The sequence below is a fragment of the Halarcobacter anaerophilus genome, from assembly GCF_006459125.1.
Taxonomy (GTDB): Bacteria; Campylobacterota; Campylobacteria; order Campylobacterales; family Arcobacteraceae; genus Halarcobacter; species Halarcobacter anaerophilus.
In genome coordinates, this window is record NZ_CP041070.1 from 351,103 (window position 1) to 365,033 (window position 13,931).

Annotated in this window: 15 protein-coding genes; 11 read left to right on the plus strand and 4 right to left on the minus strand. The window is 31.1% G+C overall.

Annotated elements, in window-relative coordinates:
* The first annotated feature begins 50 nt into the window (after positions 1-50).
* The 9 genes from gap to dxs all read left to right on the plus strand — a co-directional run bounded on the left by gap (position 51) and on the right by dxs (position 9,895).
* Positions 51-1,052, plus strand: coding sequence for a type I glyceraldehyde-3-phosphate dehydrogenase (gap, locus tag AANAER_RS01785; RefSeq protein WP_129081512.1), 1,002 nt, complete (start codon positions 51-53; stop codon positions 1,050-1,052).
* A gap of 9 nt (positions 1,053-1,061) precedes the next feature.
* Complete coding sequence (locus AANAER_RS01790; RefSeq protein WP_129081513.1) at positions 1,062-2,258, plus strand: phosphoglycerate kinase; 1,197 nt, start codon at positions 1,062-1,064, stop codon at positions 2,256-2,258.
* Positions 2,259-2,260: 2 nt separating this feature from the next.
* Positions 2,261-2,971, plus strand: coding sequence for a triose-phosphate isomerase (locus AANAER_RS01795; RefSeq protein WP_129081514.1), 711 nt, complete (start codon positions 2,261-2,263; stop codon positions 2,969-2,971).
* Between the two features lie 2 nt (positions 2,972-2,973).
* Positions 2,974-3,798 (plus strand): enoyl-ACP reductase FabI, encoded by an 825-nt coding sequence (gene fabI, locus AANAER_RS01800; RefSeq protein ID WP_044416489.1) that lies wholly within the window; start codon positions 2,974-2,976, stop codon positions 3,796-3,798.
* Between the two features lie 98 nt (positions 3,799-3,896).
* On the plus strand, positions 3,897-5,105 hold the full coding sequence (gene lysA / locus AANAER_RS01805) for a diaminopimelate decarboxylase (RefSeq protein WP_129081515.1): 1,209 nt from the start codon (positions 3,897-3,899) through the stop codon (positions 5,103-5,105).
* Positions 5,106-5,109: 4 nt separating this feature from the next.
* Entirely contained in the window at positions 5,110-5,889 is a 780-nt protein-coding gene (locus AANAER_RS01810) for an HAD-IIA family hydrolase (protein ID WP_129081516.1), read from the plus strand.
* Positions 5,886-6,956: a chorismate mutase gene (gene pheA, locus AANAER_RS01815; RefSeq protein WP_129081517.1), complete on the plus strand. Its 1,071-nt coding sequence runs from the start codon at positions 5,886-5,888 to the stop codon at positions 6,954-6,956. The genes AANAER_RS01810 and pheA overlap by 4 nt, the downstream gene beginning before the upstream one ends.
* Before the next feature lie 11 nt (positions 6,957-6,967).
* Positions 6,968-8,077 carry a histidinol-phosphate transaminase gene (hisC, locus tag AANAER_RS01820; protein ID WP_129081518.1) on the plus strand — a complete coding sequence of 370 codons (1,110 nt, stop codon included), beginning with the start codon at positions 6,968-6,970 and terminating at the stop codon, positions 8,075-8,077.
* Between the two features lie 15 nt (positions 8,078-8,092).
* On the plus strand, positions 8,093-9,895 hold the full coding sequence (gene dxs, locus AANAER_RS01825; RefSeq protein ID WP_129081519.1) for a 1-deoxy-D-xylulose-5-phosphate synthase: 1,803 nt from the start codon (positions 8,093-8,095) through the stop codon (positions 9,893-9,895).
* Here the strand turns inward: dxs and AANAER_RS01830 are convergent.
* The 3 genes from AANAER_RS01830 to maf form a co-directional block, all read right to left on the minus strand.
* Positions 9,881-10,297: a prepilin peptidase gene (locus AANAER_RS01830; RefSeq protein WP_129081520.1), complete on the minus strand. Its 417-nt coding sequence runs from the start codon at positions 10,295-10,297 to the stop codon at positions 9,881-9,883. The genes dxs and AANAER_RS01830 overlap by 15 nt on opposite strands.
* Positions 10,298-10,309: 12 nt before the next feature.
* Positions 10,310-10,510 (minus strand): hypothetical protein, encoded by a 201-nt coding sequence (locus AANAER_RS01835; RefSeq protein WP_129081521.1) that lies wholly within the window; start codon positions 10,508-10,510, stop codon positions 10,310-10,312.
* An 82-nt stretch (positions 10,511-10,592) separates the two neighbouring features.
* Positions 10,593-11,138 (minus strand): septum formation inhibitor Maf, encoded by a 546-nt coding sequence (maf, locus tag AANAER_RS01840; RefSeq protein ID WP_129081522.1) that lies wholly within the window; start codon positions 11,136-11,138, stop codon positions 10,593-10,595.
* Between the two features lie 75 nt (positions 11,139-11,213).
* Between maf and AANAER_RS01845 the strand changes: the two genes are divergently transcribed.
* A complete protein-coding gene (locus tag AANAER_RS01845; protein WP_129081523.1) occupies positions 11,214-12,494 on the plus strand; it encodes a tellurium resistance protein TerC in 1,281 nt (426 codons plus the stop codon).
* On the plus strand, positions 12,495-13,421 hold the full coding sequence (locus tag AANAER_RS01850; RefSeq protein ID WP_044416475.1) for an AEC family transporter: 927 nt from the start codon (positions 12,495-12,497) through the stop codon (positions 13,419-13,421).
* Here AANAER_RS01850 and AANAER_RS01855 read toward each other — a convergent pair.
* The gene (locus tag AANAER_RS01855) at positions 13,382-13,930 is read right to left on the minus strand and encodes an NlpC/P60 family protein (protein ID WP_206732535.1); all 549 of its coding nucleotides are present in this window, start codon (positions 13,928-13,930) and stop codon (positions 13,382-13,384) included. The genes AANAER_RS01850 and AANAER_RS01855 overlap by 40 nt on opposite strands.
* Position 13,931 lies beyond the last annotated feature (1 nt).

Here is a 13,931-nt window from a genome sequence, read left to right on the forward strand (position 1 = left end):
CAATATTTTGATAAAATATCCACCAATTTTATTATTACAAAAGGGAAGAAATGGCTGTTAAAGTTGCAATTAATGGATTTGGTAGAATAGGTAGATGTGTAGCAAGAATTATAGAAAAAAGAGATGATGTTGAACTTGTTGCTGTAAATGATACTGCCACACCTGAAATGTTAGAATATATTACAAAATATGACACAGTACATGGAACATTTGACGGTGAAGTAAAAGTTGAAAACGGATTTTTAAAAATGGGAAAAGTCAATGCAAAACTTTATTCAACAAGAGATGCAAAAGAGTTGACTTTCAGTAAAGATTGCGGAGCTCAAGTTGTTTTAGAGTGCACAGGAGCATATTTAACTCAAGAAAAATGTCAAGTGCATTTAGATAACGGAGCAAAAAAAGTCGTAATGAGTGCACCTGCAAAAGATGAAAATACGCCGACTTACGTAATGGGAGTAAATAATGACCAATATAAAGGTGAAGCAATAATTTCAAACGCATCTTGTACAACAAACTGCTTAGGACCTGTTGCTAAAATAATTGATGATGCTTTCGGGATTGAAAAAGGTTTGATGACAACAATCCACTCATATACGAATGACCAAAATATTTTAGATGTAAAACATAAAAAAGATAAAAGAAGATCAAGAGCAGGGGCTCTTAATATGATACCTACAACAACAGGTGCTGCAAAAGCAATGAAACTTATTATGCCCAAACTAGACGGAAAATTACATGGGCAAAGCGTAAGAGTTCCGACTCCAAACGTATCTATGGTTGATGTAAATTTTATAATTTCAAAACCAACTACAAAAGAGGAATTAAACGCACTATTTGAAGCAAAAGCAGAAGAGTTGGCAGGAGTAGTAGCGGTTGATAATGATATGATGGTATCTTCTGATTTAGTAGGAAATACAAACTCTACAATTATCGCGGCAGATTTAACTCAAGTAATTGACGGAAATATGATAAAAGTTATGACTTGGTATGACAATGAGTGGGGATATTCAAGCAGATTAGTCGATATGGCTGTTTTTGTATCAAATAAATAAGGAATGGCAATGAAACTTCAAGAGATTAAAAATATTGATATAGACGGTAAAAGAGTATTTATAAGATGTGATTTTAACGTACCTATGGATGAGTATAATAATATCACCGATGATAGAAGAATCAGAAGTGCATTGAATACTATCAGATATTGTATAGATAGAGATTGTTCTATTATCTTAGCTTCGCATTTCGGTAGACCAAAAGAACCAGGTGAAGAAAAATTCTCTTTAAAACCTGTAGCAAAAAGATTACATACTCTTCTAAAACAAGATATAAAAATGGCAAAAAACGTTGTAGATGAAGATACTTTGGAAATGGCAAAAAATCTGCAATCGGGTGAAATTATGCTTCTTGAAAATTTAAGATACGAAGCAGGTGAAAAAGCAAATGAGAGTGAATTTGCAAAAAAACTAGCTTCTATGGCTGAAATTTATATTAATGATGCTTTTGGAGTATCTCACAGAGCTCACGCTTCTGTTGAAGCGATTACAAAGTATTTTGATATAGAACATAAAGCAGCAGGTTTTTTACTTGCAAAAGAGATTAAATTTTTCCATAATATAGTAGAAAATCCAAAAAGACCATTTGTATCAATTGTCGGAGGATCAAAAGTATCAGGAAAACTGGAAGTTCTACATAATCTGATTACAAAGGTTGATAAAATCTTAATAGGCGGAGGAATGGCATTTACCTTTCTAAAAGCACAAGGTTATGAAGTAGGAAAATCTTTAGTTGAAGATGATTTAATTCCTGAAGCTTTAAAAATTATTGATGAAGCAAAAGAGCTGGGTGTAAAACTCTATTTGCCTGTTGATGTAGTTGCAGCAGAAGCTTTTGACGCAGAAGCTATAGCAAAACTTGTTACAACACAAGAGATTCCTGAAAACTGGATGGGCCTTGATATAGGACCGGCAACGGCGCAACTGTTCAGACTTGCTTTAGGTGATGCAAATACGATTTTATGGAATGGACCGATGGGTGTTTATGAAATGGAAAAATTTGCAAAAGGAAGTACAAGAATCTCAAATGCCGTTGCACAATCATATGCAACAACTGTAGTAGGCGGTGGAGATACTGCCGATTTAGTTAGAGTAACAGGAGATGAAGAAGATATGACTTTTATCTCAACGGGTGGTGGAGCTTCATTGGAGCTAATAGAAGGAAAAGTTTTACCGGGTGTTAAAGCTTTAGTTTTAGAGGAATAAATATGGCAATTATCGCATCTAATTTTAAAACGAACCATACAAGAAAATCAACAGCTGCTTTTATAAAAGAGATTGACTCTTTTATAAAAAGCAATAGTATTAAAAATGAAATAATGATTTTTCCGACTGCAACTTCACTTGACAGTTTTGAAATTTCAGAAAATTTGAAAATCGGTGTTCAAAATGCCTACCCTGTTGAAAAAGGTTCTTTTACAGGTGAGATAGGAACGCAGCAATTAGATGAATTTGGAATAAAAACTATTCTAATAGGGCATAGCGAAAGAAGACATATATTAAAAGAGACACAAAAGCAAATAGCAGAAAAATATAACTTCTATAAAGAGCTTGGATATACGATAGTTTATTGTATAGGAGAACCTTTAGAGGTAAAAAAACTAGGACTAGAAAAGACTTTAGAGTATCTTTATGAACAATTTGAAAACATAGATACAAATTATGAAAATCTTATTTTAGCATATGAACCTGTTTGGGCTATAGGAACAGGCGTTAGTGCTACAAATGAAGATATAAAAGCCGTTCATGAAGCAATAAAGAAAAAAATAGACAAACCGCTTTTATACGGTGGAAGCGTAAAAGTTGAAAACGTAAAAGAGATTTGTTCAATTAATAGTGTTGACGGGGCATTAATAGGTACTGCATCTTGGGTTGCAGAAGATTTTAAACAAATAATAGAAAATACAAAGGATTTATAAAGATGTTAATGGAAGGTAAAAAAGGTGTAATTTTAGGTGTTGCAAATAATAAATCAATTGCATACGGAATTGCCAAGCAATGTGCGGCTCAAGGAGCAAAAATCGCTTTTACATATTTAAACGACAGTTTGAAAAAAAGAGTTGAACCAATAGCAGCTGAATTTGGAAGTGAAGATTTGGTATATCCTTGTGATGTAAGCAAACCAGAAGAAATAAAAGCATTAAAAGAGTCTTTACAAAAAGATTTAGGAGAAATTGATTTTATCGTTCACTCTATTGCATTTGCACCAAAAGACGGATTATCCGGAAGATTTATGGATATTTCAAAGGAAGCATTTGATATAGCTATGGATATTTCGGTTTATTCACTTATAGAAGTCGTAAGAGAGTTGAAACCTTTATTGTCTAAAAGTTCTTCTATCTTAACATTAACATATTACGGTGGAACACAATATATTCCAAACTACAACTTAATGGGAGTAGCAAAAGCTGCATTAGATATGACTACAAAATATCTTGCGGAAGATTTAGGGAAAGACGGAATTAGAGTAAATGCAATTAGTGCGGGTCCAATTAAAACCTTAGCTGCTGCTGGAATCGGTGATTTTAGATTTATGCTTAAATGGAATGAATTTCATTCCCCTCTTAAAAAGAATGTTTCAACTGATGAAGTAGGAAATTCAGGTATGTATTTACTTAGTGATTTAAGTAGTGCCGTAACAGGTGAAATTCATTATGTAGACTGCGGTTACAATATTATGGGAATGCCTGCTGTTGATTTTACCGACGGTAAACCTAAAATTGCTTGGAACGGAACGGATAAATAGTCATAAAGCGAAAGCTTTATGATTATTCAAATAAAAAATTTTTATTTAAGATTTAGTGAAATTTTAAATTAAAATTTTAAAAAGAGTATAGGAAAAAGATGAATATAGATTTTAAAAAATTGGCAGACAAATATCAAACACCGTATTATGTATATGATTTTGATTATATTTCAAATCAATATAATGAGTTAAAAACAGCTTTTAAAGCAAGAAAATCTTTAATTGCATATGCCGTTAAAGCGAACTCAAATTTGTCTGTAATAAAACATTTGGCAAATCTTGGAGCGGGAGCAGACTGTGTTAGTATCGGTGAAGTTAAAAGAGCTTTAAAAGTAGGTATTCCTTCTTATAAAATCATTTTTTCAGGTGTTGGAAAAATAGATGATGAGATTAGAACTGCACTTGAACTTGATATTTTGATGATAAACGTAGAGAGTGCCGCAGAACTTGACAGAGTGGAACTAATTGCAAAAGAGCTTGGAAAAGTAGCAAGAATATCTATTAGAGTTAATCCCAATATAGATCCTCAAACTCATCCATATATTTCAACAGGATTGCATGAAAATAAATTCGGAGTCGATATTGATACGGCAAAAAGAATGTATATTCAATGTAATAATTCTGAAAATCTTGAACCTGTGGGGATTCATTGTCATATCGGTTCTCAATTAACACAATTAGAGCCTATTAAAGAGTCTGTAAAAATAGTTGCCGATTTAGTGAAAAATCTAAAAGCTATTAAAATAGAACTCTCTTTTATGGATGTGGGCGGAGGTCTGGGTATTATTTACAATGAGGAAAAACTTATTGATACAAATGAGTATGCACAGGCAATTTTAGAAACAATGTTCGGTCTTGATATAACGGTTGTTTGTGAACCTGGAAGATTTATTGTAGGAAATGCAGGTACTTTTATTACAAAAGTTTTATATGAAAAAATAAACGGTGAAAAAAGATTTGTTATTGTTGACGGAGCGATGAATGATTTAATTAGACCCTCTTTATACAATGCTTATCATAAAATAGAAGTGCTAAACGATAATAAAGAGTTAAGTCTGTGTAATTTAGTAGGTCCGGTTTGTGAAAGCGGAGACTTTTTTGCAAAAGATGTAGAGTTGCCTAAAACAAAACATAATGATTTAGTAGCTATTTACAGTGCGGGAGCATACTGTTTTACAATGGCAAGCAACTACAATACAAGAGGAAGAGTAGCTGAAATAGCAGTGCAAAACGGTGTTGACAAACTTATAAGAAAAAGAGAAACATTTGAAGATATAATTGCATTAGAAGAGGAGTTTATAAACTAAATTTATGAAAAAAGGTTTTTTTATAGATGTTCAAGGTACTTTAATAGATGATATTGCTAAAAAACCTATAAAAGGTGCCTGTGAATTTATCAAATATTTAAATAATAACAATATTCCCTATGTTGTTATTACAAATAACAGCAAACATAAAAGTGAAGATTTTATTGAAGAGTTAAAACAAAAAGGTTTTGATATAAAAAATTATATTGATCCTTTTTATATCTTAAAAAAGGTTCTTAAAACAAAAAAGATTGCAGCTTTCGGAACTGACAAATTTTTGGAAGTTTTAAAACAAATGGGATATCAATTAGATTTTAAAGATTTTGATTCTTTGATTGTTTCAATCAGGCAAGATTATACAAACGAAGATTATGCAAAGATGATTGAATGTGCTTTTAAAACAGATGATTTAATAGCAATGCACGGAACATCGACTTACAGTAAAGAGGGGAAAAGATATCCCGGAGTCGGTGCAATAATGAGCATGATTAAGTTTGCGGTGAATAAGGATTATGAAACGGTGGGAAAACCGAGTTTTGAATTCTATGAAAAAGCAAGAAAACTTATAGATTTAGATTTCAAGAATATTACCGTAATAAGCGATGATATGATTGGAGATTTATTAGGGGCAAAAGCTCTAAAAATGAAAACAAATCTTGTATTAAGCGGAAAAACAAAATCTAAAGAAGAGATTGTAAATACTTTAGATAAAAAAGATTTGCCGGATAAAATTTTCAATGATATGAGTGAAATATTAGCAAGTTTGAAAAAAGGTGAGATATGACAGAGCAGGGTTTAAAAGAACTAAGGGATAAATTAGATAAAATAGATAACCAACTTTTAGAACTTATAAACGAAAGAATGGAATTAGTTCATCAAGTAGGTGTTGTAAAAGCACAAAGCGGTGGAGCTATTTATAGACCTGAAAGAGAAAAAGCCATTATTAATAGATTAGTCTCATTAAATAAAGGCGGAAGATTAAATAAAAAAGCAATAGAGGCTCTGTTTTTAGAAATTTTTGCAATTTCAAGAAATATTGAGTTACCTGAAAATATAGCTTATTTAGGACCTGAAGGAAGTTTTACCCATCAAGCGGCAGAAGCTAGATTCGGTGCTATGAGTTCTTATATTTCAATAGGTTCTATAAAAGGTGTATTTAGAGAAGTAAGCACCAAAAAAGCAAAATTCGGAGTAATTCCTATTGAAAACTCCTCAAACGGTATTGTAAGTGATACAATTAACTGTTTAAGCAGCTATAATCTTAAAATTATTGCTGAGGTAATTTTGGATATACATCATACTTTTGCTTCAACTTGTGATAAAGTAAATGATATAAAAAAGATATATTCAAAAGATATTGCTTTTGATCAATGTCATAATTTTTTAGAAAATTTCGGATTAGACGAGATTGAACATATTCCCGTAGAATCAACTACAAAAGCTGCAAAACTTGCGTTAAGCGAACCAAACAGTGCGGCAATATGTTCTCATGTAGGAGCTAAACTTTATAATCTTCCGATTCTATTTGAAAATATTGAAGATATTGATAATAATAGAACAAGATTTTTTATAATAAGTGATTTTGATAATGCTCCTTCAGGAAACGATAAAACGTCAATTTTAGTTAAGTTACCTAATACGCCGGGAACTTTAGTTGATTTTCTGACAGAGTTTGACCAAGAGGGAATAAACTTAACAAAAATAAAATCTCATATTGTTGAGGGAGTATCGATATTTTTTATTGATTTTGACGGGCACCGAAATGATGAAAATATTAAAAAGATTTTTGATAAACACGGTAAAAATATAAAATTTTTAGGCTCTTACGTAAAAGAGATAGATGATATTTGAAAGAAGGAAAAATGAAATTTAACAAATTATTAGAAAATTGTAAAATATATGAAGCTGGAAAACCGATTGAATTGGTTGTAAGAGAGTATGGAGTTAAACAAGAAGATATTATAAAACTTGCTTCAAACGAGAACCCTTACGGAACTTCTACAAAAGTAGTTAAAAAGATTCAAGAATTAGCAAAAAATATGTTTATGTATCCTGATGATTCTATGTATGAATTAAAAGAGGCATTGGGTGAAAAATTTGATGTAAATAGCAAAAATGTGATAATCGGAGCAGGAAGTGACCAAATAATCGAGTTTTTAATCAAAGCAAAATGTAGTGAAAACTCTAAAATTCTTATGGCTAAAACAACTTTTGCGATGTATGAAATTTACGGAAGACAAGAAGGGTGTGTTGCTTTAAAAACTGAAGACGGTATGCACAATCTTGAACAGTTTGAGGCTTTATATAAAGAGCATAATCCCGAAATGATTTTTCTTTGTATTCCAAACAATCCTTTAGGGGAGTGTTTAGATAAAGAAGAAGTTTATAAATTTTTGGAAAAAGTCAGCAGTGAAACTTTGATTGTTGTTGACGGAGCCTATCAAGAGTATGCGGCATATAAAGATCCTAAAAAAAGAATTGATCCAAAAGAACTAATTACAAAATTTCCAAATGCGGTATATTTAGGAACATTTTCAAAAGCTTATGCTCTTGGAGGAATGAGAGTAGGGTATGGAATAGGTGATGAAGCGATTATAAAAACTTTATATAAACTAAGACCTCCTTTTAATATTACGACTCTATCTTTAGCTGCTGCAATTGAGGCTTTAAAAGACCAAGAGTTTGTAAACGAGTGTATAAAACTTAACTTTAAGGAAATGAAAAGATATGAAGAGTATGCTAAGAAAAAAGGTTTTTCTTATATAGAAAGTTATACCAACTTTATAACTTTTAAATTTGAAAACAAATATATCTCTTCTGATGTTGCTCAAAAACTTTTAGAAAGAGGAATTATTGTTAGAGATTTAAAAAGTTATAGTGTAAATGCTATTAGAATAACAATAGGAAGAGAAGATCAAAATACAAAAGTTTTCAAAGTCTTAGATGAAGTTTTGGATGAATTAAAAAAATAAAAGAATAGTTGAATTATGGAAATAAAAGATAAAAACTTAGAAGAATTAGAGAAAATTTGTTCGGATATTAGAGATAGAATAATTGATGTAGTATCTAGAAAAGGCGGGCACTTCTCTTCAACACTGGGTGCTGTTGAATTAACAGTTGCCATGCATAAAGTTTTTGATATCAAAAAAGATCCATTTATTTATGATGTTTCTCATCAATGTTATCCTCACAAACTTATAAACGGTAGATGGGATGAGTTTGAAACAATCAGACAGTTTGGCGGCTTAAGCGGATTTACTAAACCAAAAGAGTCTGATGCCGATTATTTTGTGGCAGGTCACAGTTCAACCTCAATCTCACTTGCAGTCGGTGCTGCTAAAGCAATAAAACTAAAAGGTGAAGATAGAACTCCCGTTGTTATGATAGGTGACGGTTCCATGACTGCCGGGATGGTTTATGAAGCTTTAAATGAATTAGGAGACAGAAAATATCCCGTTGTCATTATTTTAAACGATAATGAGATGTCAATAGCTAAACCAATAGGCTCAATCTCTAAGTATTTATCAAAAATCCTGGCAGGAAAATATTATCAGGCTTTTAAAGAAAGAGTCGATAAAAATATAATTCAACACCTTCCTACAGGTGCAACTTATATAGCCAAAAAAATAGAAGAGAGTATGAAACTTATTACTCCGGGAATAATTTTTGAAGAGATGGGAATAGACTATATAGGACCTATTGACGGGCATAATCTTGAAGAGATAATTGAGACTTTAGAGATAGCAAAAGCTATGAAAAAGCCTGTTATCGTTCATGCAAGAACAGTTAAAGGAAAAGGTTATAAATTTGCCGAAGGTCAGCACGAACGTTGGCACGGAGTAGGACCTTTTAATGTGGATAACGGGAAATTTGTTAAGAAAAATTCAGCAAAATCCGCAACGGCAGTATTTGCAGATGCTTTATTAGAATTGGCAAAAAAACATGAGAATATAGTAGGTGTAACAGCAGCAATGCCAAGCGGTACGGGAATTGACAAGCTAATGGAAGAGTTTCCTTCAAGATTTTGGGATGTTGCAATAGCAGAACAACATGCCGTAACTTCAATGGCAGCTATGGCAAAAGAGGGTTTTAAACCTTTTATTACAATCTATTCTACTTTTTTACAAAGAGCCTATGACCAAATTATTCATGATGTATGTTTAATGGGTTTGCCCGTAGTTTTTGCAATAGATAGAGCAGGAATTGTTGGAAATGACGGTGAAACGCATCAAGGAGCTTTTGATATCTCATATTTAAGATTTCTTCCTAATATGATTTTATGTGCACCAAGAGATGATAAAACATTAGAGTACTCTTTAGAGTTCGGTTATGAAGCTACAAGTCCCTGTGCTATTAGATATCCAAGAGGAGCATTTAAACAGCTGCCTTATAAAGCTTCCAAATTTGAATTAGGAATTTCGGAACTTCTTAAAGAGGGAACTTCAAATAAACTTTTTATAGGTTACGGAGCTGGAGTTTCAAGAGCCTGTGATACGGAAGCTTTACATAAAGAGGATATCTCAATTTTAGATTTAAGGTTTGTGAAACCTTTAGATGAAAAAAAATTAAAAGAGTTAGCTTCTAAATATGATGATTGGTATGTTTTCAGCGATTCTCAAAAACAAGGGGGAGTTGCAAGTGCGATTTTAGAGTTTTTAGATAAACAAAAAGTTTGCATCAATGTTACTTCTTTTGAATATGAAGATAGCTTTATCCATCATGGAGATACGAAAAAAGTAGAAGAGAGTCTGGGGCTTTTACCTGAACAATTAGTATTAAAAGTTAAATAGTTTTGTAAAAACAACAGCTAACAATATAGCAGGTGCCATAGGGGCACTTCTTCTTTTTTTTATTTTTTTAAAGTATATTAAAAAAAACATCTGAACCAAACCTGCAATTATCAAAAAAAACGGAAAATGACTAGGCTCCAAATAAAGAGTTGAAACAGCCATATATTTTATATCTCCTCCTCCTAAAATCTGTTTTGGAAAAAGAAGTAAAACTATTATATAAAAAAGAGTGATTACAAAAAGATTTAAAAAAGAGAAAAGATTTAACTTATCTTCAAAATATCCAAAAATAAATAAAAAGACTAAAAGTGTGCCTAAAAGAGCATTTGGAATTATACGTTTTTTACAATCAAAATAGAGTAGAAAAAAAGAAAAAATATAAAAAGATATATGAAAAATCATTAGTAGAAGATTTTATATGTTTTTAGAAGAGACCTTTTCTTCCAAACTTTGGGATTTTATTAAAGAGTTGCCTAAACTTGGACTTTTTTTCTGCATCCAAAATTGTAATCCTGCTACAATTGCAATTCCTAGAACAATAAGAAAAAACGTAACGAGAATTCTATCCATAGAGCCTTTTTCCGATTTAAGCCTTCTTTTTAAAAATTCAAACATTCTTTCTCCTACTACTTTGTTAGCGAATTTTAACATAAAAGATTTTAAGCTATTTAAAAATATTAATATTTGTATAAATTTATTACATAAAAGTTTTTAATTTTTCTACGCAAAGTCCCATGGCGGTACTTTCATATCCTTTTACTTTTTTGATGTAGGGTTTGCAAAAACCTTCAACCATAATAGCTCCGGCTTTACCGAAACATTCTCCTGATTCTATATAGGCTTCCATATCATTTTTGTCAAAAGCTGCAAACTCATAAGTTGTAATAGATAAGTCTAAAAGCTCTATGTTTTTACTTTTATATATCATACAAGTGATAACAGAAGTTTTATTCCCGCTTTGAAGTTGCAACATTCTTCTTGCATCATTTTCATCTTTTGCTTTTCTAAGAAGTTCATTATTTGCCGTTACTACTGAATCTGCAACCAATAAAGGCATATCATCAATACCGTATTTTTTATAAAGTTCTTTGTATTTTCCCAAAGTTGCCTCATAAACAAAAGATTTTGGATTTTTTGTTTTTATTGAATCTTCATTAAAATTTCCGCCGTTTTGTATAAATTCAATATTATTATTTTTTAGTAATAAAGCTCTTGTAGGAGAGTTTGAGCCAAGTCTTATCAATAGAATCCTTTTTTTGATTTAGGTATTGTACAGCAGCTTGAGAAAAAATGAAATAAATTTCAGTATAATTACGAAATGAATATACAAAAATTATCGGGCATTTTGATTTTTGCCTCTTTTTTAATTACAGTAATTAGTTATTTTTTAGAAGATGAACTTTCGGTTTTTTCAGGAATTTTTGCTTGGGTTGCTTTACTTTTTCTTTTTAGAAAAGCTGCAAATATAAAACTTTTGATTGTTTTACTGCTTCTGTCGATTTCAATTTTTATGTACTGCCTTTTAAACGGTTTTGAAGTAGATTTTAAAAGAGCAATCTTAGCAAATCAATACTTGCTTACACTTCTTATTGGAGTAGGTTTTTTAAGACTTATAGCAACGCCTAAAAATGAAAAAGTAAAAGAGCTTCCAAAAGGAGAGAACTCTTTTATAAAAACCTATTGGGGAGTACATCTTTTCGGTTCGGTTATAAATATCTCTTCTTTGATTTTAGTAGCCGATAAGCTTTATAAAAGGGCAAAATTTACAAAAGAGCAAACAATACTTTTAACAAGAGCTTTCTCTACAGATGCTTTTTGGTCTCCTTTTTTCGTGGCTTTTGCAGCCGCAACTACATATGCTCCTAATTTAGTAACGTCAAAAATTTTAATTTCAGGGCTTGTTTTAACTATAATAGCTTTTTTTGTAACACTTTTAGATGTTAAAAGAAATTATAATATAGAAGAGTTTCGAGGTTATCCAATACAGTTTGATACGCTGCTTTTACCTTTTTTACTGGCTGCTTTGGTTTTAATAACAAATCATTATTATCCAAGTTTAAAAGTGATTGTTTTAATCTCTTTTTTCTCTATTGTTTTAACAAGTTTGATACTTCCTTTAAAAGTGGGAATAAGAAAAGCAATAGAGCAGTTAAACTCTCATGTAAGCACGGATTTACCTAAAATGAAAAATGAAATTTCACTGTTTTTAGTAGCAGGAATGTTTGGAGTTAGCGTAAGTTGCGTTTTAATGGCATATAATATTGAGTTTCCTTTTGAACATTTTAATGCCGCAAGCGGTTCTGTTATGCTGCTTGTAATTATACTTTTATCATACGTGGGTATTCACCCTATTATTTCAATTGCCGTAATAGGAAACTGGACAATGGGGTTAAATCACACCTTTTTAGCTACAATATTTCTAATGGCTTGGTCGATTTCCGTTTCAACATCACCTTTTAGCGGAGTAAATCTAACAATGCAGGCAAGATATGATTTAAATGCAGTAGAGATATTTAAACTAAATCTTTTTTATGGAATAAAAATGTATATTTTTTCTGTAATAATTCTATTTGTCCTGGCAAACTATTTAGGACTTTAATTGAAAATTTTATTTATAATTTTAGGAAAAATTTTTCCTTTGTATTTGACTATTTTTGCAGGATATATCCTTGCTAGATATTTTAAAATAAAAAGAGAACATATAGCTTTTCTTCTTATTTATATATTAGGTCCCATTGTAATATTTTTTGCCGTATTATCTATCAATATAAATTTTCAATTGATTTTTCTTCCTCTGTTTATTTTCCTTTTTGGAAGTTTAATTGCTTTTTATATTTTAAAAAAGTATAAAAACGAGTGGAAAGATGCCAGCGTAAATACTTTGGCATTTACCTGCGGAACGGGAAATACCGGATATTTTGGAATTCCTCTTGCTATGATTTTACTTGAACCTAATAGTGCAAATATTTTTATTTTCGGGACTTTAGCTTCACTTCTTTATGAAAATACGACAGGTTTTTTCGTAACCGCAAAAGGGAATTTTACTGCAAGACAATCTATTATGAAAGTTTTAAAACTGCCTCTTTTATATGCTTTTATAGCAGGAGTCTCTTTTAATATTTTAGGTTTTAGAACGCCAGAGTTTATCGTTCCTTATTTTGAAAATTTCAAATGGGCTTACGGTTTGCTTGGAATGATGATGCTTGGAATGGGAATGAAAGGTTTTAATCTAAATGAAGATTTTGACAAAAAATATATAAAAATATCATACTTCTTTAAATTTATTTTTTGGCCGGGAGTCATCTTGGCTTTGATTTTTATAGATAAAACTTTTATTAATTTTTTAAATGATGAAATCTATAGAGTAATGTTTCTTTTCTCTATTGTTCCCCTTGCAGGCAATACTGTAACTTTGGCGGTATTATTAAAAGCAAAACCCGAAAAAGCCTCTTTTACCGTTTTGCTTTCAACACTGATTTCTGTTATCTATATTCCTGTCGTGCTTGCTATATACGGTGGATTTTGATCTATAACTCTTTTTGAAGTCCAATAAGCTTTTTTATAAAAGGGTTTATTTAGTTTTGTTACTTTAACCCCTTTTATTGAAGCATGCATAAATTTTCCCTCTCCTATATAAATCCCCACATGTCTATCAACTCTTCCTGTTTTAAAGAAAATCAAATCTCCTAATTCAAGCTCGGATTTTTTTACAGTTGTTCCTATTTTAACTTGAGTTCTAGTTGTTCTTGGAATATCTAAATCAAATTTCTCTTTAAAAACTTTTTGTGTAAAAGCCGAACAGTCGATTCCTTTTCTATCATCTCCTCCAAACTTATACTTTACGCCTTTCCATTTGTTATAGAAATCCATTAAAGCATTGTGAACATATTCTGCTCTTTGAAGTTCTATTTTTCTATTGTTCTTCTTTATTTTATCTTGTATGCTTTTATCACTTTGTACATATTTTGAGTTTGTTGAAGTACACCCTGTGATAAATGCAGCAAATAAAGATAAAAAAACTACTTTTTTAATCATT